15 protein-coding genes and 1 pseudogene are annotated in these 22,970 nt (G+C 62.8%); 14 read left to right on the forward strand and 2 right to left on the reverse strand.

Annotated elements, in window-relative coordinates:
* Positions 1–196 precede the first annotated feature (196 nt).
* From OKW29_RS09325 to OKW29_RS09360, 8 genes and pseudogenes are all read left to right on the forward strand, one after another.
* On the forward strand, positions 197–1,282 hold the full coding sequence (locus tag OKW29_RS09325) for an efflux RND transporter periplasmic adaptor subunit (protein ID WP_429292470.1): 1,086 nt from the start codon (positions 197–199) through the stop codon (positions 1,280–1,282).
* Positions 1,279–4,452, forward strand: coding sequence for an efflux RND transporter permease subunit (locus tag OKW29_RS09330; RefSeq protein ID WP_429290843.1), 3,174 nt, complete (start codon positions 1,279–1,281; stop codon positions 4,450–4,452). The genes OKW29_RS09325 and OKW29_RS09330 overlap by 4 nt, the downstream gene beginning before the upstream one ends.
* Before the next feature lie 2 nt (positions 4,453–4,454).
* Positions 4,455–5,918 (forward strand): efflux transporter outer membrane subunit, encoded by a 1,464-nt coding sequence (locus OKW29_RS09335; protein ID WP_429292471.1) that lies wholly within the window; start codon positions 4,455–4,457, stop codon positions 5,916–5,918.
* 494 nt (positions 5,919–6,412) lie between these two features.
* On the forward strand, positions 6,413–6,859 hold the full coding sequence (locus OKW29_RS09340) for a hypothetical protein (protein WP_429290844.1): 447 nt from the start codon (positions 6,413–6,415) through the stop codon (positions 6,857–6,859).
* A gap of 431 nt (positions 6,860–7,290) precedes the next feature.
* On the forward strand, positions 7,291–8,478 hold the full coding sequence (locus OKW29_RS09345) for an ATP-binding protein (RefSeq protein WP_429290845.1): 1,188 nt from the start codon (positions 7,291–7,293) through the stop codon (positions 8,476–8,478).
* On the forward strand, positions 8,466–8,921 hold the full coding sequence (locus tag OKW29_RS09350) for a response regulator (protein ID WP_429290846.1): 456 nt from the start codon (positions 8,466–8,468) through the stop codon (positions 8,919–8,921). Before OKW29_RS09345 ends, OKW29_RS09350 begins: the two co-directional genes overlap by 13 nt.
* A complete protein-coding gene (locus tag OKW29_RS09355; RefSeq protein ID WP_429290847.1) occupies positions 8,921–10,834 on the forward strand; it encodes an ATP-binding protein in 1,914 nt (637 codons plus the stop codon). Before OKW29_RS09350 ends, OKW29_RS09355 begins: the two co-directional genes overlap by 1 nt.
* Positions 10,835–11,002: 168 nt before the next feature.
* Positions 11,003–11,272 (forward strand): annotated as a pseudogene (locus OKW29_RS09360) (transposase); the annotation flags it as partial.
* 229 nt (positions 11,273–11,501) lie between these two features.
* Here OKW29_RS09360 and poxB read toward each other — a convergent pair.
* Positions 11,502–13,223, reverse strand: a complete 1,722-nt coding sequence (gene poxB, locus OKW29_RS09365; RefSeq protein ID WP_429290848.1) for a ubiquinone-dependent pyruvate dehydrogenase — start codon at positions 13,221–13,223, stop codon at positions 11,502–11,504.
* An 873-nt stretch (positions 13,224–14,096) separates the two neighbouring features.
* Between poxB and OKW29_RS09370 the strand changes: the two genes are divergently transcribed.
* Positions 14,097–16,535 (forward strand): glucose/quinate/shikimate family membrane-bound PQQ-dependent dehydrogenase, encoded by a 2,439-nt coding sequence (locus OKW29_RS09370; RefSeq protein ID WP_429290849.1) that lies wholly within the window; start codon positions 14,097–14,099, stop codon positions 16,533–16,535.
* A 75-nt stretch (positions 16,536–16,610) separates the two neighbouring features.
* Here OKW29_RS09370 and OKW29_RS09375 read toward each other — a convergent pair whose 3' ends face one another.
* Positions 16,611–16,763 (reverse strand): hypothetical protein, encoded by a 153-nt coding sequence (locus OKW29_RS09375; protein WP_187630644.1) that lies wholly within the window; start codon positions 16,761–16,763, stop codon positions 16,611–16,613.
* A 344-nt stretch (positions 16,764–17,107) separates the two neighbouring features.
* On the opposite strand from OKW29_RS09375, the gene gltS reads away from it, so the two are divergent.
* The 5 genes from gltS to OKW29_RS09400 all read left to right on the forward strand — a co-directional run bounded on the left by gltS (position 17,108) and on the right by OKW29_RS09400 (position 22,927).
* Complete coding sequence (gene gltS, locus OKW29_RS09380) at positions 17,108–18,310, forward strand: sodium/glutamate symporter (protein WP_429290850.1); 1,203 nt, start codon at positions 17,108–17,110, stop codon at positions 18,308–18,310.
* Between the two features lie 42 nt (positions 18,311–18,352).
* The gene (locus OKW29_RS09385) at positions 18,353–19,222 is read left to right on the forward strand and encodes a class I SAM-dependent methyltransferase (protein WP_429290851.1); all 870 of its coding nucleotides are present in this window, start codon (positions 18,353–18,355) and stop codon (positions 19,220–19,222) included.
* A gap of 101 nt (positions 19,223–19,323) precedes the next feature.
* Positions 19,324–19,785 (forward strand): hypothetical protein, encoded by a 462-nt coding sequence (locus OKW29_RS09390; RefSeq protein WP_429290852.1) that lies wholly within the window; start codon positions 19,324–19,326, stop codon positions 19,783–19,785.
* Positions 19,786–19,907: 122 nt separating this feature from the next.
* On the forward strand, positions 19,908–20,912 hold the full coding sequence (locus OKW29_RS09395; protein WP_429290853.1) for an AraC family transcriptional regulator: 1,005 nt from the start codon (positions 19,908–19,910) through the stop codon (positions 20,910–20,912).
* 212 nt (positions 20,913–21,124) lie between these two features.
* On the forward strand, positions 21,125–22,927 hold the full coding sequence (locus OKW29_RS09400; RefSeq protein WP_429290854.1) for an acyl-CoA dehydrogenase: 1,803 nt from the start codon (positions 21,125–21,127) through the stop codon (positions 22,925–22,927).
* Positions 22,928–22,970: the final 43 nt, after the last annotated feature.

Consider the following 22,970-nt stretch of genomic DNA (forward strand, 5'->3'; position numbering starts at 1 on the left):
TTGAGAGATTGTTTGCGCACCCATGCTGACGGCGAACCGTGCTTCATTGCATGGCGGGTCTACAGCATCGGGAAATTTTTTACCTGGATCAATCCTCTGCCTTGTGAACATCGTGAAACATTCCGTTCCTGTCGCGCCTAAAATTGCACGTATCTTCTTATCTTCGTTCATACGCTTGCCCAAGCGGACGCACGTGATGGTCGCGGCTTGCAGCGCAATCCTGCTGTCGGCATGCCAGCCACGCGAAGCCGCCGCTCCTGAGCTGAAGCCCGTGGTCGCCCTGGCCGTTCACGCTGACGGGCGCGCGGCAGGTGCGTCGCTGCCGGCTCAGGTGCAGGCGCGCTACTCGACGGCGCTTTCGTTCCGGGTGGGCGGCAAAATCATCGAACGGCGGGTTCATCTCGGCGATGCCGTCAGGGCGGGACAGGTTGTTGCACTGCTCGACCCGACCGACCTGCGCAATAACCTGGCCAATGCACGAGCCCAGCTCGATGCCGCCGAACATCGACTTGTCTACGCGAAGCAGCAGCTCGACCGCGATCAGGCGCAGGCGCAGGCGAACCTGATCGCGCCGGCGCAACTTGAACAGACGCAGGACGCCTACGCCTCCGCGATCGCCCAGCGTGATTCGGCGCTCGCCCAGATGGCGCTCGCCTCGGACAATCTGCGCTATGCGACGCTGACAGCGGACCACGACGGCGTGATTACCTCGGAGGACGCCGACACGGGCCAGAACGTTCAGGGAACCCAATCGATCTATCACCTCGACTGGACGGGCGACGTGGATATCGTCTGCGACGCGCCCGAGCGCACGCTGAGATCGCTGACCGTTGGCAGCATGGCGCGCGTAACGCTGCCGGCGCTACCCGGCAAGACCTTCGAGGCGCGCGTGCGCGAGGTATCGGCTGCTGCCGATCCAGAAAGCCGCACCTGGCGCGTCAAGCTGACGCTGGCCGCCCCGAGCCGCGACGTGCGCCTCGGCATGACGGCGAATGTGGGGTTCGATGCCGTCGGCAACGCGCCCGTGGGGCAGATTTTTACGCTGCCTGTGACGGCGCTCTTTCACCAGGGTGAGCACCCCGCTGTCTGGGTGGTGCGCGCCGGCAGCGACACACTCGAACTGCGCCCGGTCACTATCCAGCGATATGACGAGCGCACCGTCTCGATCAGATCGGGCCTCCGCGACGGCGACCGCGTCATGCTCCAAGGCGCCCACGCCGTGAGCGCAGGCCAGCATGTGCAGGTGGTGCCCCCGCTGCATCCCGAGGACTTCCTGTCATGAGGGCCCGCGACAGTGAATCCGCAGGCAACAGCGCGCCCGTCCCGCGTTCCGACGCCGAAACGCCGGGTGAAGGTGGCTTTAACCTGTCTGCATGGACGTTGCGTCATCAGCAGCTCGTGATCTTTCTGATCGGGCTCGCCACGCTTTTCGGCGTGATCGGCTATACGCAACTCGCGCAGTCGGAGGATCCGCCGTTCACCTTCCGCACGATGGTGATCAAGACCTATTGGCCTGGTGCGACTGCGCGCGAGGTGCAGGAACAGATCACGGACCGGATCGGCCGCCAGCTACAGGCCGCGCCGAACATCGACTACATCAAGAGCTACTCGCGGCCTGGCGAGTCGATGATCTTCTTCGCCATGAAGGACTCGGCGCCCGTCAAGGCAGTGCCGGAAACCTGGTATCAGGTGCGCAAGAAGGTCGGCGACATTGCCGCGACGCTGCCGAAGGGAACCGTCGGCCCGTTTTTCAACGACGAATTCGGTGACGTCTACACCAACATCTATGCGCTTGAAGGCGACGGCTTTTCGCCGGCGCAACTGCACGACTACGCTGACAAGCTGCGCACAGTCCTGCTGCGCATACCCGGTGTGGCCAAGGTCGACTATTTTGGCGACCCCGATCAGCACATCTTCGTGGAGATACCGAATGCGCAGCTCACGCGGCTTTCGATCACGCCGCAACAGCTCGCGCAGGCGATCGACGCACAGAATGCCGTGGCGCCCGTCGGCACCATCACGACCCCGGACGACCGCGTGTTCGTGCGGCCGAGCGGCGCATTCAAAGACGTGCAGGCACTCTCCGACATGCTGATCACCATCAACAAGCGCAGCTTCCGGCTGGGCGACATCGCGAAGATCACACGCGGTTATGACGATCCACCGGTGACCCAGATGCGCGTCGGCGGCCAGGCGGTGCTCGGCATCGGCGTGACGATGCAAAAGGGTGGCGACGTGATCGACCTCGGCAAGGCGCTCGACGCAAAAACCGCCGAACTGCAGGCCACGCTGCCGGCGGGTCTGAAACTCGCGCCGGTTTTGAGCATGCCGCACGCGGTCAAGCACTCGGTGGATGAGTTCGTGAGATCGGTTGGCGAAGCGGTGGCGATCGTGCTGGTCGTGAGCCTCGTCTCGCTCGGCCTGCGCACCGGCATGATCGTCGTGATCACGATTCCGATCGTGCTGGCGGTGACGGCACTGTGCATGCACATCTTCAATATCGGGCTCGACAAGGTCTCGCTCGGCACGCTCGTGCTCGCGCTAGGCCTGCTCGTCGATGACGCGATCATCGCCGTCGAGATGATGGCCGTGAAGCTTGAGCAGGGCTGGAGCCGCTTGCGGGCAGCGGCCTTCGCCTATACAAGCACGGCATTCCCGATGCTGACGGGCACACTCGTCACGGTATGCGGCTTCCTGCCGATCGCGCTGGCCAAATCCAGCACCGGCGAATACACGCGCTCGATCTTTGAAGTGTCGGCGATTGCGCTGATCGTTTCGTGGTTCGCGGCAGTCGTGCTCGTGCCGTTGCTGGGCTATCACATGCTGCCGGAGCGCAAGGGCCATGAGGGCAGCGGCCATGGTCACGATCACGACGTCTATAGCACCGGCTTTTACCGGCGCCTGGGGGGCTGGGTGTCATGGTGTGTCGAGCGTCGCTGGGTCGTGCTCGGCGTCACCGTCGTGCTTTTCGCGATTTCCATGCTGGCCTTCACGCGCGTGCCGCAGCAGTTCTTCCCGAACTCGGAGAGGCCAGAGCTGCTCGTCGACCTGCGGCTGCCGGAAGGCGCCTCCTTCGAGGCGACGCTGCGTGAAGCGAAGCGCCTGGAAAAGGTGCTCGACGGCAAAGCCGGGATCGAGCACTTCGTCGACTTTGTCGGCACCGGTGCGCCGCGCTTTTACCTGCCGCTCGACCAGCAGTTGCAGCAGCCCAACTTCGCGCAGTTCGTGATTACGGCTAAAAGCGTTGAGAAGCGCGAGGAACTGATGCGTTGGCTCGACGGCATGCTCGAGAAGGACTTCTCCGGCATGCGCACGCGTGTCGCGCGGCTCGAGAATGGTCCGCCTGTCGGGTTCCCGATCCAGTTCCGCGTGAGCGGCGACGATATCGCGACCGTCCGATCGATTGCGCAGACGGTGTCGGACACGGTCCGCGCCGATCCCCGCACGCGCAACGTCCAGTTCAACTGGGACGAGCCGGCGGAGCGCTCGATCTCGTTCGAGATCGATCAAAACAGGGCGCGCCAGCTTGGTGTCACCTCGGAGGACGTGTCGAACTTCCTCGCGATGACGCTATCGGGCTACACGGTGACGCAGTACCGCGAGCGCGACAAGCTGATCAACGTCGATCTGCGTGCGCCAAAGAGCGAACGTGTCAATCCGGCGCAGCTTATGAGCCTCGCGATTCCGACGCCCCACGGCCCGGTGCCGCTCGGTTCGCTCGGACACGTGCGCGATACGCAAGAGTACGGCGTCATCTGGCAACGCGACCGTCAGCCGACCATCACGGTGCAGGCGGACGTGCGCGGCGACGCGCAGGGGATGGACGTGACCCACGACATCGAACATGCGCTTGCCACGCAACGCGCCAAGCTGCCGGTCGGCTATCGCATTGAGGTGGGCGGCGCGGTCGAAGAAAGCGTGAAAGGCCAGACTTCGATCAATGCCGAAATGCCGTTGATGATCATCGCTGTGCTGCTGTTGCTGATGATCCAGCTCAAGAACTTCGCGCGGACCTTCATCGTCGTGCTGACGGCGCCGCTCGGCCTGATTGGCGTCGTGGCCGCGCTGCTGCTGTTCGGCAAGCCCTTCGGCTTCGTCGCGCTGCTGGGCGTGATTGCCATGTTCGGCATCATCATGCGCAACTCCGTGATTCTGGTCGACCAGATCGATCAGGACATCGCGGCGGGGCATGGACGCTTCGACGCGATTATCGGTGCAACGGTGAGGCGTTTCAGGCCGATCATGCTGACGGCCGCCGCCGCCGTCCTTGCGCTGATTCCGCTGCTGCGCTCGGGCTTCTTCGGTCCGATGGCGACCGCACTGATGGGCGGCATCACGATCGCCACAGTACTGACCGTGTTCTTCCTGCCCGCGCTGTACGCGGCGTGCTTCAGGGTCCGGCACGACGAGCGCGGGATGCAACAGGTCGTGGACGAGCAGACGGAGGTTTGATGATGAGCTTCGCCTACAAGACATCCGTGATGGCCGTGGCTGTGGCCATCGCACTGACGGCCTGCACGTTCGGCCCGAACGGCGCACCCCCGGCGATGCCTTCGCCCGTGCACTACGGTGCCGAGGCACAGCCGGCGAAGACCGTCGCAGCGGGCGGCGTGGCGCAGCAGTTCGATATCGGCGCAGTGGCCGTTCCGCAATGGTGGCGGCTTTACCGGTCGGACGCACTGAGTGCACTGGTCGAGGAAGGCTTGCGCAACAGCCCCACGCTCGGGGCTGCGCAGCGGACGCTCGCAGCCGCGCAGCAGGAGCTGCGCGCCCAGGTCGGCGCATCGACGCTGCCTTCAATCGATGCTGCCGCACAAGTCGATCGCGGGCGTTCACCGCTTGTGCCCGGCATTGGCCCCAGCGAGGTTCGCTATAACTTTTTTGCCGGACAGGTTCTCGCGTCCTACACCTTTGACCTGTTCGGTGCGACGCGTTCGGCGAATGCGGCCAGCGCCGCTCGCGTAGACGTGCAGGCGTATCAACTGGAGGCGGCGCGGCGCGCGCTCGCGGCAAACATCGTCGGTACGACGATCAGCGTGGCGGCACTCGATCGCCAGATCGCGCTCACCGAACGGCTCGTTGCCGTGGCCAGGACGGCCGCGAACGAGGACCAGCAGCGGTACGCACTCGGCTCGGTCTCGCGTGCGCAGGCGCTCGAATCGACGCAGGATGCGGCTTCCGCTGCGGCGAGTCTTCCTGCATTACGCCAGCAGCGCGACACAGCCATCCATGCGCTCGCGGTGCTGATGGGCCGCACGCCGGACAACGCCCCGGCCGTTCCCGATCTCGACAGCCTGGTGTTGCCCGAACACGTGCCTGTCGAGGTGCCGTCGGTCCTGCTGCGTTCGCGCCCCGACGTTCAGGCAGCCGACGCCGCCCTGAAGGCCGCAGCCGCCGATGTCGGCGCTGCGACCGCGCAGCTCTTTCCGAGCCTGTCACTGACGGGCTCGATGGGCCGCGGCGGCTTTAGCTGGCCCGCGCTTCTCTCGGGAGCGGGCGGACTCTGGGCCATTGGTGCGAGCCTGACGCAACCGATTTTCCATGGCGGCGCGCTGTTCGCGCACCGCAAGGCGTCGATCGACGCTTACGATGCGGCCGTGCTGAACTACAAGTCCACCGTTCTCTCGGCGTTCCAGAATGTCGCGGATTCGCTTGCCGCGCTGGATAACGACGCACAGACACTCGCGTCGACGGAAGCGGCGGCGGAGGCCGCGAGGGCGGCATTCGATGACACGGCGTCGCGCCATCGCATGGGCTCCCTGCCTTCTACGGCACAGTATGCCAGTGAGCAGCGGTTTCTAAGTGCACAGCTCAGCTCGATTCGCGCAGCAAGCCAGCGTATGAGCGATACTGCGGCGCTGTTCCAGTCGATGGGCGAACTGCCGGCCGGTCAGTCGGTAGCCGCGTCAAGAGAATGATCGTCCCTCGATGAGTTCGGGATGAGCGGCCCTTGACCGGGTCGCCATCCATCGAGAGTAGCTGTGGTGCCACGCGCTAGTTAGGCACCCACAACATAAATGAGCCGGCATTTCTGCCGCGTCGAATGACACCAGAAAATTCATCCTGGCGTCCGTGCGCTTGCGCGCCGATGGGGGAACAGGAAGGTCCATCTCGCGGTCGGGATGACCGGCGCGGGATTCGGCGGCGCGGGCCGCGGCGCGACCGGAGCGCAATCGGCGCGCTGCATGTCAGGGATGGCACATAACCTCAGACGCTCGCGCGAGGCCAATCACGGCGGCGTACGCATGCGAACACCGGCCATTCGTCAGACATGGTCGGAGCCGAGCCGCTGCAGCCGACTCCTACCCCAACTGCATCGTTCGCTCATAACACGCACACGCGGACGGCGAAAATCTGCGAGACTACAGGCTGGCTCGTGTTTTGCCTGTCGACCCCCGCGGTTCAGTTCACCATGGCAATCCGTCTTCTAAAAGTACTCGTCATACTGCTGATTTCAGGCGCAGGCTTCTGCCCAGTCGCGGCGCACGCGTACGCGCTTGATGGGCAATTCGACTGCAGGGCGAGTCCGCACGCGTTTATCGGGCAGCTCATCAACAACCAGTACATCGACCCGAATCCGATGCACGTTGAGGCGAATTCGGTCAACGCGTTTCGGCCAGCGCAAGGCAGCGACATAACGGCCTTCGGCTTTCGTGTCTACGCCGTGCTTGGGTACGAGCAGGACGACGGGACGTTCAAGAAGGGCCGCGGCAATGCGTTCGCGGGCCCGCTGTACGGCGCTGTGCTGTCCGCTCCCAGCGACGCGGTCGAATCGCGCGTGCGCGATGCTGGCAGCAACGCTACCGTGCGCATGGTGATTCCGTTGTTGCTGACCGCGGTGGTCTGCAGCCCGTCTTGACGCGCGGCGTCCGTACCCTCACGGTGGAAGGCTTCCTGCCTGCCACGCCTCTTCGGCGCCGAAGTCAGGCTGGAGCCTGCCAATGACCGCTTCTCCAGAGAGCCGAATGGGTAGTTCCGACCCATTGAACCCGGCACCCCATCTGCGGCAGCTACTGAACCCCTGAGTTGCCATTCGCCGATTTGCTTATCCATGTTTGTCAAGCGGTGTTGAGCGGTTTAACGGAAGACTTCTGGCGGTCTATTTGGCGGACGAATCGTTGGTGGACCACACCCGCACCATCGCGATGATCGAGGCGGACAACGGGCACAAGCATGAGCCGGCTCGCCAACGCATCCGCGTTGGGGCGTCCCCGACTGCTCAACGATCGGAACTGGGACGACTATAATTTTTAGTTCAGGGGATCCGCACCATTGGCAACGAGGCGAAGCTTGGCGCACTTGCACCTGGACTTGCAAAGTCGCTCACCGATTCTGCGCTACGGCTTATCCGTCGTCTGCGTTGGGGCTGCACTTGGGCTGGCGCTCGTGTTCCGGTTTTTCGGGATCCACGACGTCTACGGGTCCCCTTTTAACTTCGCCATCGGGGTTGCTTGCTGGTACGGAGGGGTGGGACCTTCCGTGCTGGCAGTCGTGCTATCGGCGGCGTCCTACGATTATTTTCTTTCTGCGCCGCTGTACACCATCGGTATTCAAAGCAAAGATTTTCCGCGTTTTTTAGTTTTCACGGCATGGGGCTTGATCTTTGCCGGTTTCGTCGCTGCTCGACGGCGAATCGAAACTGAGCTTCGTCACACCAGCGATCGCCTTCAGGCCGAATTGCAACAGAGTCAGCATAAAGAAAGCGAGATTCACAGGCTCAATCAGGAAGTCACCGCGCGGGCTGAGCAGCTTGAAACGAGTAACAAGGAACTGCAATCCTTCGCCTATTCCGTCTCGCACGATCTACGCGCGCCACTTCGCCATGTGATCGGATACTCCGAGCTACTACAAAAACAGGCGGCTTCTTCGCTCGATGATAAAAGTCGTCGCTACATACAAACGATTGTCGACGCGGCAAAAAGAATGAGTAACCTGATCGACGATTTGCTGGCCTTTTCCAGGGTCGGACAGGTGGAGACCACAAAGACGCCGGTGAGCCTCGATCAGCTCGTCAAGGAGGTCGTCGCGGAGATCGGGCAAGAAACGAGCGGGCGAGACATTGTATGGACAATCAACGCTCTTCCGGTCTGCTACGGGGATCGTCCCATGCTCCGACTGGTTATCGCCAACCTCGTCGCCAATGCGGTCAAATTCACACGCATGCGAACGCGGGCCGAAATCGAGATTGGTTGCGTGGACCCGAATAAAGACGTGGTGGAGGTGTTTGTGAAAGATAATGGTGCAGGCTTTGACATGCGGTATGCGCATAAACTGTTCGGCGTTTTTCAACGTCTGCATCTCCCGGAGCAGTTTGAAGGTACTGGCATCGGACTGGCTATCGTTCAACGCATCATCGTCCGCCACGGAGGCAAGGTCCGTGCAGAGGGGGGGGTGGATCAGGGCGCTACTTTCTATTTCTCAGTGCCTAAGGCACACGGTGCAACGGCAAAGACTGCGAGGACACCATGGACCAACTAGGACGCATTCTGCTCGTCGAGGATGACCCGAGAGACGTCGAACTCACTCTGGCCGCGCTGTCAGACTGTAACTTGGCAAACGAGGTAGTGGTTGTCAGAGACGGACAGCAAGCCTTGGATTACCTCTATCGCAGGGAAGAATTTGTCGATCGCTACGACGAGAACCCTTCAGTCATGTTACTGGATCTGAAACTCCCCAAGGTAGATGGCTTGGAAGTCCTGGACACAGTGAAGTCGGACGAACGTTTGAAGCTCATTCCCGTGGTGGTGCTCACATCGTCGCACGAAGAGAAAGATATGATGCGAAGCTATAAACTAGGGGTAAACGCATACGTAGTAAAACCAATCGACTTTCATGAATTTATAAATGCCATCAAGGAGCTAGGCGTATTCTGGGCACTGATCAATGAGCCGCCGCCAGGCAGCATGAGGAAGGGGCAATAATGTCGGTGCTTCGCATTGTGTTGCTGGAAGATAACGCGAATGACGCCGAACTCATTCAAGAGCTCCTTCAAGCCGATCATCTCTGCTGCGAAATCGTTCGCGTGCAATCGCGTGCGGACTTCGAGGCTGCGTTGAAAACCGTTGGAATCGACCTGATTCTCGCGGATTACCAACTTCCGGCGTTCGACGGCCTCTCGGCACTAGAGATCGCTCAAAGCGAACGTCCCGAGGTGCCCTTTATCCTGGTTTCCGGCACGCTTGGCGAAGAACTGGCGGTAGAGGCGCTAAAGAGTGGCGCTACCGATTTTGTTCTGAAGACGCGACTGTCGAGGCTCGTGCCCGCAGTGCGGCGCGCGCTGCGCGAAGCAAGTGAGCGAGCCGAACGCAAGAACGTCGAGCAGGCGCTACACCGGAGCGAGATGTATCTGGCGGAAGCCCAACGACTGAGCCAGACAGGGAGTTTTGGCTGGTACCTATCGAGCGGCGAGATCTATTGGTCAGATGAGACTTATCGAATATTCGAGCTCGACGCTGCCATCAAGCCCACCTTGCAGGCCATCATCGACCGGACGCATCCGGACGATCGTGTCCGTCTGCAGCAAATCATTGACCGCGCCGCAAGCGAAAGGAAGGCATTTACGGTCGAGCATCGTCTGCTGATGGCTGATGCTTCTATCAAGTATGTTCGAGCTGTGGCGCATGGCGTGAGCGGCTGTGATCCGGATCGCTTCCGTTTCGTGGGCGCGGTAATGGATATCACCGAGCGCAAACGCACCGAACAAACACTGCTCGAACGCGAGTCGAAGATCCGGCGCCTCGTGGATGCCAACATCATCGGGATCATCGTCTGGAATTTCGATGGTGAGATTCTCGAGGCCAATGACGCATTTCTGCGCATCGTGGGATACGAGCGTGAAGATATAGGCTCAGGTCGCGTAGGCTGGAGGGATCTGACGCCGCAGGAATGGCTCCCGCGCAGCGAACGGGCCCTGGTGGAGGCCGGGCAGACGGGGCGCGCCCAGCCTTACGAGAAGGAGTACATCAGGAGGGACGGTAGCCGTGTGCCCGTTATGGTCGGTTTGGCCACGTTTGACGCAAGCGGGACGGAAGGTGTGGCATTCGTCGTGGATCTGACCGAGCGCAAGCGTGCCGAAACCGAAGCCCACGAGAGCGATCGGCGTTACCAGGAGGTGCAAAGGGAGCTGGCGCACGCGAATCGTGTCGCAACCATGGGCCAACTCACGGCCTCGATCGCTCATGAAGTCAACCAGCCGATCGCCGCGACGGTCACCAACGCCCAGGCGGCGCTGCGATGGCTCGCCGGCCAGCCTCCTGAAGTCGAGAAGGCCCGGCAGGCGCTCGGCCGGATCGTCGACGACGGTAACCGAGCGGGGAACGTAATCGGCCGCATCCATGAACTGATCAGGAAGACGCCCCCACGGAAGGAACCGGTGGACATCAACGAGGCAATCCGCGAGGTGATTGAGCTCACCCGTGGCGAAGCGTGGAAGCACGGCGCCTCGGTGCAGACGCATCTCGCGGACCGGTTACCGCTAGTTGAAGGAGATCGGGTCCAGTTGCAACAAGTCCTCCTTAACTTGCTCATCAACGCGATGGAGGTTATGAGCGGTGTCAGCGATGGCGTGCGGGAATTGCTCATCAGCACGGCAAGAGCCGACTCGGGCTGTGTACTCGTGACGGTGCTCGATTCGGGGCCTGGCTTTGCCGCGGACAGTGCCGAGCGCCTTTTCGCTCCTTTCTACACCACCAAGCCGACCGGTTTGGGGATGGGGCTGCCGATCTGCCGTTCGATCGTCGAGGCACACGGCGGCCGATTGTGGGCAAGCGCGAACGTGCCGCGCGGCGCGATCTTTCAATTCACGGTGCCCGCCCATCCAGACGCTTCATCGTAACTGCGAGCAGCACGAGAACTTCCTCGCGCTGCTGTCCGTCCGTTGGCCAAGGCAGAGATGCTATGTGGGACTACCCAAGCCAGACCCGTCTAGGGTAACGCTAATTACGTCCACCGAACCGGTACGTCAGGCGTCAGAGATCGGATCGAACGAGGAAGGCGAAACAGGATGAAGCAGCAGACGCTGGCGATGGCAGCCGATCAAGGAGCGGGTTTCGAGACGCACCGCAAACGCACGCGGCGCGACGAGTTTCTCGACACCATGAACGCGATCGTGCCATGGGCGCAACTGTGCGCGGTGATCGAGCCGCATTATCCGAAGCGCGGCAATGGCCGCCCGCCGATCGGGTTGGAGCGCATGCTGCGGATCCACTTCGTGCAGCACTGGTTCAATCTGGCCGACTTCGCCTGTGAAGAGGCGCTGTACGGCAGCGCCAGCCGCCGCGTGCTGCCGGATGAGTCAGGTTCATGTCGACCGTGAAGAGACCCTCGCTAGCTGATGCCGCGAGGCCGTTGGTCCCGCGTCGGCTGCCATTCGCGCGATCGAGGAAGGGACCAAAACTGGCCTATTCTGTTGAATCGCCGCGCAGCGCCTTCGACTGCCCGTAAAAACGGTCGACCACTCTGATCGGTCATCTCCGCGGCGTGCTTTCTGCGGTGCGCGTGCACTAGCGCAAGTTCGTTTTGGCAAGCTCGATGATTTCATCGCCTCGCCCGCTGAGGATCGCGCGCAGCATGAACAGGCTAAACCCCTTCGCATGCGCGAGCTCGACCTTGGGCGGCATCGCAAGTTCGTACTTCGATGTCACCACATCGACGAGCGCCGGCCCCGAATGTGAAAAAGCGGCTTTCAGCGCGTCCGGAAGACTTTCCGACTCCTCAACCCTGATACTGAAAATCTCGGCGCCTTTCGCAATCGCCGCAAAATCGGTCTTGCTCAGATCCACGTTGGTATCCACGAATCCGGCAGCCTTCAACTCCATCGAAACGAAGCCAAGCAGACTGTTGTTGAACACGACAACCTTGATCGGCAGATCCAATTGTCGCGCCGATAGAAGATCGCCGAGTAGCATCGACAATCCGCCGTCGCCGGAAAGCGAGACGACCTGGCGCCCAGGATTCGCGCCCTGCGCGCCGAGCGCCTGCGGCATGGCATTCGCCATCGATCCGTGATTGAACGAGCCATGCAACTGCCGCTTGCCGTTCATCGTCAGATAGCGGGCCGCCCAGAGTGTCGGCGTGCCGACATCCGCGGTAAAAATGGCATCTTCGTCGGCCGCTTCGTCGATGAGCCTGGTCAGGTATTGCGGATGAATTGGCCTGCCTGGAGCGGACGCGACAGCGAGGTCGTCCAGCCCTTTTCTTGCCGAAGCGTAGTGCTTGCGCGCGTTGTCGAGAAACCCACGATCGGTCTTTCTGTGCAAACGCGGCAGTACTGCCTTGATCGTATCCTTGACCGTTCCCACCAGTCCAAGTGCAAGCGGCGCACGATGGCCGAGTTGCGAGCCCTTCCAATCGATCTGGACAACCTTTGCGTTGCTCGGATAAAACGGGCGATACGGAAAATCCGTGCCCAACATGAGCAGCGTGTCGCATGATTGCATCGCGTGATAGCCCGAGCTGAAACCAATCAGGCCCGTCATGCCCACGTCGAAAGGATTGTCCCATTCGACAAACTGCTTGCCGCGCAAAGCGTGAACCACGGGCGCAGCCAGCGTGTCCGCCAATGCTACGACTTCGTCATGGGCGCCTTGCGTGCCGCTGCCGCAGAGTAACGTCACAGCCGCGGACGTGTTGAGAAGATCCGCCAGTCGGTCGAGGTCGTGATCTGCCGGAACGATGGACGGCGGAGCCGATTCGGTCCAACTCGCGGTTTCCACGGGCCCATCGCTCAACGCTACGTCGCCCGGTAACACGATGACGGCGACTCCGCGCTGCTCGACGGCAGTGTGCATTGCGCGCGCGAGGACGCGAGGAAACTGCTGCGCGTTCGACACCAACTCGGCGAAATAGCTGCATTCCCTGAACAACTCCTGAGGATGTGTCTCCTGAAAGTAGCCGAGGCCGATTTCCGTCGACGGAATATGCGCTGCAATCGCGAGCACGGGCTGGTGATTGCGATGACAGTCGAACAGTCCATTAATCAGGTGAAGATTGCCCGGACCGCAGCTGCCCGCGCACACGGCGAGCCGCCCTGTCGATGCAGCATCGGCACCGGCCGCAAAAGCGGCACTCTCCTCATGACGTGTGTGCATCCAGCGGATCGAGCCGAGTCGGCTCAGGCTAAACGCCAGTCCATTCAGACTGTCGCCCGTCACGCCCCAGATGCGCTCGACCCCTGCGGCCTCGAGCGTTTTTGCCAGATATTCAGCGATCGTCTGCTTTGCCATGGTCAACTCCTCACTGAAAAAGGAATGCCGGCACCCGCCAAGCCGGGCTGTGGCCAGCCGTAACGTGCAAGAAGGCGGTTAGCGGCGCGTCGGAATGCAGTTCCATCGGGTCGTGCGACTCGCGGCGCTACCGCCGAGGCTCAAACGCCTGCCTCACACATGCTCGGGCCACGCAGGCACCAGCTCGCCGCTCAACTGATACCTTAGTGCATATCAGGCATGTAGGCACTTTGCATATCAGGCATGTAGGCACTTCGAAAGGAGGCGGGCGAAAATCATGCGGGCTGCGGTTGGATTGGCCCGCGCGCTTGACGCCGACAACGACCAGGAAGCGGTGCAGATCTGCTTGCCCTGCACGACTCACCCGCCACGCAGCGCACCCTGGGAGCCATTGGCTTCATGCGGTGGCGAAATGGAGCGTGGCTGCGGCTTTATCCGGCGGTAGACATCCTTGCGGCAAATGGGCTTTGCTTGTTCATGCTCGCTCGGCGTCGCCGGGTGCAAGTCCCTGGGAAAATGAGTTCGATCGAGTGCATGTTCGTGCGCCGCATACTGAGGTGCGCGAACATGCACATTGGCTTCGACGCTAGTAGCGCGCCACTTCGATTATCGCTGTGGCGCAGCATGATTCAATTGACCGTCGCCAACGAAGCGGCATATCTTGTGCATTGCCGACGCTACGCTCTCGACCACCTGGGCCAACAGGTCAGATAGCGAGGTATCGGTTGCATGTCCGCGGCAGGTTCGATCTCATCGCTGCACGCGCGATAACCCGCGAGAAGTCAGGCGCCTGCATCGAACAACAGGACAGACCAGGCCCATCTTTTGCGGTCTGCGCGCGCACGTCGTTCTTGATTAGGGTGGAAGATCATCATGTCGAGACAGCCCGGTTGGTCAGTCGTCATCGGTGCAATCACACTTGTGTTTCTCGCGCTCACTTCGCTTTACCTCGTGATCGGCGGAGCATGGCTGATTGCCGTAGGCGGGTCGTGGTACTACCTGATCACGGGCCTGATGCTCGCAGTAGTGACGTGGTTGCTTTACCGGCGCAAGCCCGCTGCGCTCGTTCTCTATGCGCTCGTGATGATTGCGACGGCGGTCTGGGCACTGTGGGAGTCCGGCACGGACTTCTGGGCATTGGCTCCGCGCTCCGGGGTGCTGGTCATTTTCGGCGTGTGGCTACTGCTGCTCGTGAGCTGGCGGATGGAGGGCGCACGCGGGCTCGGCATTGGTTCGCTCGTCGTTGCATTGGCTGTCTGGGCGGGCGTGCTCATCTATGCGAACTTCAACGACCCGCAAACGGTCAACGGGAGCTTCAGTGCGGCAACAGCGGCCCCCGCAGAGACCGGTGATAGCGCCGCCGACTGGCCGGCCTACGCGCGCACCCAGGCCGGTACCCGCTATTCCCCGCTGACTCAAATCACGCCTGCAAACGTCAAGGACTTACAGGTCGCGTGGACCTTCCGGACCGGGGATAGCAAAGGCCCCAACGACCCCGTCGAGATTACGGACGAAGTCACGCCGATCAAGATCGGCGAGACCTTGTTTCTATGCTCGCCGCATCAGATCCTATGGGCGTTGGATGCGCGGACCGGCAAGTTGAAATGGAAATTCGATCCGCAGCTGAAGGCCGATCCGTCGTTCCAGCACGTGACCTGCCGTGGTGTGTCTTACGTCGATCTTTCCGCGGCCGGTCCCGCGCCGACGGCTGATCAGCCCTCGGGCGCATCGGCCGCTGCGCCCGCTCAGCAACCAGCGTCTGCGCCCGCTGCGACTGCCGCGACCGCCGGGGCCTGCATGCGCCGCATCTATCTGCCCGTCAACGATGGCCACCTGTATGCGCTCGACGCGGAGACAGGGGCGCTGTGCAAAACCTTTGCCAACGGCGGCGATCTCGATCTCCAGCACAACCAGCCGGTGACGACCCCCGGCATGTATGAGCCGACCTCGCCGCCGGTCATCACGAACGACGTGATCGTCGTCGCGGGCGCGGTCGAGGACAACTATTCGACGCGCGAGCCGTCGGGCGTGATCCGCGGCTTCGATGTGCGTTCCGGCGAACTGCTGTGGGTGTTCGACCCGGGCGCGAAGGACCCGAATCAGAATCCTCCCGCCGGCGGTCACTACACGCTCACGTCCCCGAACTCGTGGGCGCCCTCTGCATACGATCCCAAGCTGGACATCGTCTATCTGCCGATGGGCGTGACCACGCCGGACATCTGGGGCGGCAACCGGACGGCGGAGCAGGAGCGCTTCGCGAGCGGCCTGCTCGCGCTGCACGCGTCGACGGGCAAGCTCGCGTGGTTCTATCAGACGGTCCACCACGACCTGTGGGACATGGACCTGCCATCGCAGCCCACGCTCGCGGACATTACCGACGTCAAGGGCAATACCGTGCCTGTCGTGTATGCGCCGGCCAAAACCGGCAACCTGTTCGTGCTCGACCGGCGCACGGGCGTGCCGGTGGTGCCGGCTCCGGAGCGTCCGGTGCCGCAGGGTGCGGCGCCGGGCGACCATGTTTCGCCTACCCAGCCGTTCTCCGGACTGACATTCCGGCCATCGAAGGATCTCACCGATGCCGACATGTGGGGCGCCACGATGTACGACCAGCTGGTATGCCGGATCATGTTCCACAAGCTGCGCTATGAAGGCACCTTCACACCTCCGTCGGTGCAGGGGACGCTGGTCTTTCCGGGCAATCTCGGCATGTTCGAGTGGGGCGGCATGGCGGTCGATACGGATCGCCAGATTGCGATCGCCAATCCGATTGCGCTGCCGTTCGTTTCGCGGCTGATTCCGCGTGGCCCGGGCAATCCGATTCAGCCGGTACCGGGCGCGAAAGGTTCGGGGACGGAGACCGGAATTCAGCCGCAATACGGCGTTCCGTTCGGCGTGACACTGAATGCGTTCATGTCACCGTTGGGTCTTCCTTGCAAGCAACCTGCCTGGGGCTTCATTTCGGCGATCGATCTGAAGACCAACCAGATCGTATGGAAGAAGCGGATCGGAACGGTGCGGGACAGCTCACCGATTCCGTTGCCGTTCAAGATGGGGATGCCGATGCTCGGCGGCCCGATCATCACGGCGGGCGGCGTGGCGTTCATCGGCGCGACGGCCGACAACTACATTCGCGGCTTCGACGTGAACAACGGCAGGCAGCTCTGGCAGGCGCGTCTGCCCGCCGGCGGGCAGGCAACGCCGATGAGCTATTCGGTCAACGGACGTCAGTTCGTGGTGATTGCGGCAGGCGGTCACGGCTCATTCGGTACGAAGCTCGGCGACTACGTGATTGCCTATGCGTTGCCGCAATAGCAAAGCGGTGAAGCAGGGTGGACGTGCGTGGACAGGACTGCCACGTCCACCCACGGCAATGCGGTCATCTGTTTGTCACTGACTTGCGGCGGACGGCGAACTGCTCGCCGCCGAATCCGCGTTGGCTGTTCCACCCGCCTTATCGGCGGGCTTGCAGCCCACGCACATCGCGGCGATAGCGATCGTGATCGCGCTCGCGAGAAGCCGGCGGTAGAGGATTGGTTTCATGACATCTCCTGTGGTTGGGTGGCATCCGATCAATACTTGCGAGGCAATCGGACAGCACTCGTCGGGCTATCCAGCAGAGCTATGCATCTCCTGTTCCCGCTACCTTGAATTCACGTCAGTGCGAGAATCTGTCGGTCACTCCGTGTACTGAGAAACCCAATATGGGCTCCGACCTTGCCGGATAAAACCCAAGGAAAATCATACTTTGCCTGGACGGATTGGCTAAGATGTCGCAGGTTCGCGCGCGCTCCGGATGACGACAAAGCCGTGCCGCATCCCGATGCGCCGCGGCGTCGCGCCGGGAAAACAGAAAACGTTGTCACGCTCCCGCTCGGAGGCCATTCATGACTATTGGCGTATATGCCACGCTGGTCGCGACGTCGCTCGTGCTGCTGCTCGGCGAAAAGCTCGTGCAGTGGATCGGCGTGCTAAGGACCTATTCGATTCCGGCGCCGGTGGCAGGCGGGCTCATCGTCGCGATCTGCGTGCTGATCACGCGCCTCACCACCCACGTGCAGGTCAGGTTCGATTCGACGATGCAGGCGCCGCTGATGCTCGCGTTCTTCTCGACGATCGGTCTGAATGCGCAGCTATCAAGTTTGAAGGCGGGCGGCCCGGTGTTGATCCGCTTTCTCGCGCTGGTCTGCGGGCTGCTGATCCTGCAGAACGTGGTCGGCTTGCTGCTCGCGTTCGCCCTCGGCGTCGATCCGCTGCTTGGGATTCTCGGCGGCTCGGTCACGTTGTCGGGCGGCCACGGTACTGGCGCCGCGTGGAGCCAGATCTTTGCCGAGCGTCACGGACTGGAGTCGGCGACCGAGATCGCGATCGGCTGCGCGACGTTTGGCCTCGTGATGGGCGGCGTGCTCGGCGGTCCGATCGCACGGCTGCTGATGCGGCGGATCAGCGCCGACGAGTTGCTGCGCGTCAAACAGCTAGAGGACGAAACGCTGGTCTTCGAAGAACCGAAGGCGCAGCAGGCCACCACGCCCGCCGCGATCATCACGACGCTCGCGCTGATCTCGATCTGCCTCGCGGGCGGCGAAATGTTTGCCGACTGGATCGCGGACACCGCGTTCGAATTGCCGACGTTCGTCTGCACGCTGTTCATCGGCGTGATCCTGAACAACGTGCTCGCGCTCGTGCGTGTGCGGATCGACCAGCACGCGGTCGCGCTTGTCGGCAACGTCGCGCTCGCGCTCTTTCTCGCGATGGCGCTGATGCGGCTCGACCTATGGGGGCTTGCCGCGCTCGCGGTGCCGATCATCTCGATCCTCGCGGGACAGACGCTGCTGATGGCGCTCTACGTGGTATTCATCACGTTCCCCGCGATGGGCCGCAACTACGACGCGGTCGTGTTGTGCGCGGCGCAATGCGGCCTCGGACTTGGCGCCACGCCGACCGCGATCGCGAACATGCAGGCGATCACGAACCGCTTCGGCCATTCTCATCTCGCGTTCCTGATCGTGCCCTTGACGGGCGCGTTTTTCATGGACATCGTCAACGCGATCGTCATCAAACTGTTTCTCGCGCTGCCGTTTTTCCATTGAGCAGCGGTGGCATTGGCACATCAACCCAAGCGGGCAAATACCATGAGCGATCCACGACACATCGCACCCGACAGTACCGCCGCGCGCGTCGCGTTATGGCGTGCGCTGCACGTGCAGGCCGACGCGCCGCCGCACGTTCTCGAAGACGAAGTCGGCTTGCAGTTGCTGGCACCCGCCGAAGACTGGCGCAGCCGTGGCGACATGGATCCGCGGTTCACGCGGCCGTTTCGCGCGTCGATCGTCGCGCGCGCACGCTTTATCGAGGATCTGGTCGTCGAGCAGACCGGGCGCGGTGTGGATCAATACGTGATTCTGGGCGCCGGTCTCGACAGCTTCGCGCAACGCCGGCCAGACATTGCGTCGCGGCTCACCGTGTTCGAGGTCGACCCGCCGGGACCGCAAACGTGGAAGCGTCAGCGGCTCGGCGAGCTTGGTTTCGGCCTGCCGGACTGGCTGCGTTTCGTGCCGGTCGACTTCGAAGCGGGCGATAGCTGGCGGCAGCGTCTCGTCGCCGAAGGCTTCGACGAAAGCAGGCCGGCCGTCGTCGTGTCGACCGGCGTCAGCATGTATCTGACGAAAGAGGCGAACGCGGCGACGCTGCGCGAAGTGGCCGGGCTAGCGCGCGGCTCGACGTTCGCGATGACGTTCCTGTTGCCGCTGGAGATGGCGGACCCGGACGTGCGCCCCGGACTCGAAATGGCAGAGAAGGGCGCGCGTGCGGGCGGTACACCGTTCATCAGCTTCTTCATGCCGCAGCAGATGATCGCCATGGGGCGCGAAGCGGGCTTCGACGACGCGCGGCACGTGTCCGCGGCCGATCTGACGCAGCGCTACTTCGCGGCTCGAACGGATGGGCTGCGACCGCCGGGCAATGCGGAGGAATTGCTGGTGGCGAACACCTATGGGCGATGACGCCAACCGAAGTTACCAACCCAGCATGTGAGTCGTGAATACGCAATCGCTTTCCCCGCACCGCTATAATCGCGCTCGACCATGGCCTCCGAAGTCTACTCATGAAAAAGATCGCTGCCTTCGCACTCGTCGCATGCGCACTCGCCGCCTGCTCGTCTCCGGAAAAGCAGGCGCAGCGCGCCCAGCAGGAGGTCCTTCATAGCGAGCCGAACCTCCGCGCCGCGCAACGCGACGCGGTGATCGACTGCACACCGGCGAATTGCGATGCCGCGTGGGCGGCGACGAAACGCTATATCGAGCAGCATTCCGACACGCACGTGATCCGCGCGGACGCGGTCGCGATCGATACAGACGTGCCCGACGATTCGGGCAAAGCCGCTTTCTCAGCGACCCGCGCGAACAAGAGCACGGGCGGCGCGACGCTGTCGCTGTTCGCGCAGTGCCGCGGCATGTATGGGCCCGACAACGCGAAGGGCGACGACTATGACGAGTGCGCCGAGAAGATCCTGAAGATTCAGAACGGCTACGTGCCATATCTGCGCTCGCACGCATCGGCGCAATAGGCGGCAAGCTACCGGAACCACCGGGCCCCGAACGCGGCATTCGCGGAGCGATTCGCCGAACCCTCGCCACGATGCGGCGCGAGGCGCTATGCTGATGCCTCTTCGCCTCGCGGAACCTTCTCATGCAAGCTCCTGGCGCAACCGTACCGATCTCGCTTGTCAACGGGTTCCTCGGCAGCGTCGGGACGCGGCCGGATATCGTCGACCGGCATCTGTCGGGCGCGAACATTCCGCGCGCGCTTCTGGACCAGCCTGGAGCGCGCGTCACCGAGGAACAGTTCTCCACGCTCTACCGCTCGCTCGCGATCGAACTCGACGATGAGATGCCCGGCGTTTTCTCGCGCCCGCTGCGCAGCGGCGCGCTCAAGTTTCTCTGCCTGAGCCTGCTGGATGCGCCGAATCTCGAATCCGCGATGCGCCGGTTCGGCCAGTTCTTCCATCTCGTGCTGGACGACTTCCGCTTCGAGTCGCGCCGCGGCGACCTCGTCACGAGCCTGGCGCTGCGTCCGGGAAGCACGGGAGCGCTACCCGGCATGCTGGGCCAGGAGCTGATGCTGAAGCTCGCGCATGGGATCGCGTCCTGGCTGATCGGTCAACGGATTGCGTTGTTGCAGGTGCAGTTCGCCTTTCCCCGTCCCGCTCACGCGCTCGAGTATCTTTATCTGTTTCCCGGACCGGCGAAGTTCGACTGCGCTCAGACCTCGATGCAGTTCAGCAGCAGCTATTTCGACCTGCCCGTGCGTCAGCGCAAGGCGAACCTGCGCAGGTTTCTCGCTCGCGCGCCGGAAGACTGGATCTTCGTTTCGTTCAACGAGCAGCTGTTCAGTCATCGCGTGCGGGAACATCTCGCGTCCCGGCTGCCCGACGTCCCGTCCATCGAAGAGGCGGCGGAAGCCCTGCACTGCTCGGTCAGAACGCTGTGCCGTCATCTTGCCGCCGAGGGCACGGCGTTCCAGGTGCTCAAGGACGAATTGCGCCGCGACATCGCGATCCAGCGCCTGACGGGCACGCGCGAGCCCATCGCCATCATCGCGGGCGACGTCGGCTTCGGCGACCCCACCGCATTCCACAGAGCGTTCCGTCACTGGACCGGCAGCACCCCGGCGGCCTATCGCCGGGGTGGCTGATCGCGTCATATCGATGCGTCGGCAACACCCGCCGACGTAGTTCCCACGGGGCGCTTACTCCCTCCGACGTGGCCAGAGATGTCAATAGATCGTCCGGTTTGGACAACCGGGGAGGGCCCGTCCGACGCTACGATTCAGCCATACGTTACCCCGGCCGCATCGGTGCCAGACGGGTGACTTTCCCTACGGACTATCTGATCGGAAGAATGGTAATGAGCTACGTCGCGCCTCTCAAAGAGATGTTGTTTGCACTCACGGAACTGGCCGGAATCGACCAACTGGCGGGCTTGCCCGGCTGCGAGGACGCAACCGCCGACACCGCTCGTGCGGTGCTCGAAGAGGCCGCGCGGCTGCACGAAGGCGTGCTCGCGCCGCTGAACGTCGACGGCGACCGCAGCCCGAGCACCTGGAAGGACGGCGTGGTGACCGCCACGGCCGGTTTCAAGGACGCGTTTCGCCAGTTCAGCGAAGGCGGCTGGCAGGGTTTGCAACATCCGTCTGAATACGGCGGTCAGGATCTGCCCAAGCTGCTGTCGACGCCCTGCATCGAAATGCTCAACGCCGCCAACCTGTCGCTGGGGCTGTGCCCGCTCCTGACCGACGGCGCGATCGAAGCGCTGCTGACGGCGGGTAGCGAGGAGCTGAAGCAGCGCTACGTGCCGAAGATGATCGCAGGTGTTTGGACCGGCACGATGAATCTGACCGAGCCGCAAGCCGGCTCCGACCTCTCGCTCGTGCGCAGCCGCGCCGAGCCGCAGGGCGACGGCTCGTACCGGATCTTCGGCACGAAGATTTTCATCACCTGGGGCGAGCACGACATGACGGAAAACATCGTGCATCTGGTGCTCGCACGCACGCCGGGCGCGCCTGAAGGCGTGAGAGGCATTTCGCTGTTCGTCGTGCCGAAGTTCCTCGTCAACGAAGACGGCTCGCTCGGCGAGCGCAACGACGTTCACTGCGTATCGATCGAACACAAGCTCGGCATCAAGGCGAGCCCGACCGCCGTGCTGCAGTTCGGCGATCACGGCGGCGCGATCGGGCAGCTCGTCGGCGAGGAGAACCGCGGTCTGGAGTACATGTTCATCATGATGAACGCCGCGCGCTTCGCCGTGGGGGTACAGGGCGTGGCGATCTCGGATCGCGCGTACCAGCAGGCCGTCGCGTATGCGAAGGAGCGCGTGCAGAGCCGTCCCGTGGATGGCTCCGCGAAGCAGTCGGTCGCGATCATCCAGCATCCCGACGTGCGGCGCATGCTCTCGACGATGCGCGCGCTGACCGAAGGCGCACGCGCTCTGGCCTATGTGTCGGCGTCGCATTGCGATCTCGCGCATCGTCATCCGGACGGCGCGACGCGCGCGAAGCATCAGGCGATCTACGAATACCTGGTGCCGATCGTGAAGGGCTGGAGCACGGAGATGTCGCTGGAGGTGACGAGTCTCGGCGTGCAGGTGCACGGCGGCATGGGCTTCATCGAGGAAACCGGCGCCGCGCAGTACTACCGCGATGCGCGCATTCTGCCGATCTACGAAGGCACGACGGCGATCCAGGCCAACGACCTCGTCGGCCGCAAGACCATGCGCGACATCGGCGAGGTGGCCGGGATGCTGCTCGCGCAGATCGACGCGACCCTGGCCGCGGTGCAAGCGCACCCCTCGTATGGTTCGAGCGCGGCTTTTCAGGCGATGCATCGTCATCTGTCCGCCGGCCGCGAGGCGTTGTACAGCGCGGTGCGCTACGTGGTCGAGAACGTCAAAAGCGATCCGAATGCGGTGTTCGCCGGCAGCGTGTCCTATCTGATGCTCGCGGGTATCGTGCTCGCGGGTTGGCAAGTCGCACGGTCGCTCGTGCTGGCGGCCGACAAGCGCGACGAAGATCCGTCCTTCCATGACGCGAAGATCGCGACCGCGCATAGCTACGCGACGCAGGTGCTGCCTCGTGCAATCGCGCTCGAAGCGGCGGTTCGCGGTGCTCGCGATGGCGAAGGCGCGCTGGCGCTGCGCGAAGACCAGTTCTGATCGATCAACGGACGTAATGTGTCATTCAAAGCGGTAGGGCTCG

It is taken from the genome of Paraburkholderia sp. CI3 (assembly GCF_050436505.1).
Taxonomy (GTDB): domain Bacteria; phylum Pseudomonadota; class Gammaproteobacteria; order Burkholderiales; family Burkholderiaceae; genus Paraburkholderia; species Paraburkholderia tuberum.

What these genes read in the sequence shown, in the direction of transcription:
- gltS (WP_429290850.1), top strand. Translation starts at nt 17,108, where the DNA reads ATGACTATTGGCGTATATGCCACGCTGGTCGCGACGTCGCTCGTGCTG.
- OKW29_RS09390 (WP_429290852.1), top strand. Translation starts at nt 19,324, where the DNA reads ATGAAAAAGATCGCTGCCTTCGCACTCGTCGCATGCGCACTCGCCGCC.
- OKW29_RS09340 (WP_429290844.1), top strand. Translation starts at nt 6,413, where the DNA reads ATGGCAATCCGTCTTCTAAAAGTACTCGTCATACTGCTGATTTCAGGC.
- OKW29_RS09330 (WP_429290843.1), top strand. Translation starts at nt 1,279, where the DNA reads ATGAGGGCCCGCGACAGTGAATCCGCAGGCAACAGCGCGCCCGTCCCG.
- OKW29_RS09395 (WP_429290853.1), top strand. Translation starts at nt 19,908, where the DNA reads ATGCAAGCTCCTGGCGCAACCGTACCGATCTCGCTTGTCAACGGGTTC.
- OKW29_RS09370 (WP_429290849.1), top strand. Translation starts at nt 14,097, where the DNA reads ATGTCGAGACAGCCCGGTTGGTCAGTCGTCATCGGTGCAATCACACTT.
- poxB (WP_429290848.1), bottom strand. Translation starts at nt 13,223, where the DNA reads ATGGCAAAGCAGACGATCGCTGAATATCTGGCAAAAACGCTCGAGGCC.
- OKW29_RS09335 (WP_429292471.1), top strand. Translation starts at nt 4,455, where the DNA reads ATGAGCTTCGCCTACAAGACATCCGTGATGGCCGTGGCTGTGGCCATC.
- OKW29_RS09355 (WP_429290847.1), top strand. Translation starts at nt 8,921, where the DNA reads ATGTCGGTGCTTCGCATTGTGTTGCTGGAAGATAACGCGAATGACGCC.
- OKW29_RS09325 (WP_429292470.1), top strand. Translation starts at nt 197, where the DNA reads ATGGTCGCGGCTTGCAGCGCAATCCTGCTGTCGGCATGCCAGCCACGC.
- OKW29_RS09385 (WP_429290851.1), top strand. Translation starts at nt 18,353, where the DNA reads ATGAGCGATCCACGACACATCGCACCCGACAGTACCGCCGCGCGCGTC.
- OKW29_RS09400 (WP_429290854.1), top strand. Translation starts at nt 21,125, where the DNA reads ATGAGCTACGTCGCGCCTCTCAAAGAGATGTTGTTTGCACTCACGGAA.
- OKW29_RS09350 (WP_429290846.1), top strand. Translation starts at nt 8,466, where the DNA reads ATGGACCAACTAGGACGCATTCTGCTCGTCGAGGATGACCCGAGAGAC.
- OKW29_RS09375 (WP_187630644.1), bottom strand. Translation starts at nt 16,763, where the DNA reads ATGAAACCAATCCTCTACCGCCGGCTTCTCGCGAGCGCGATCACGATC.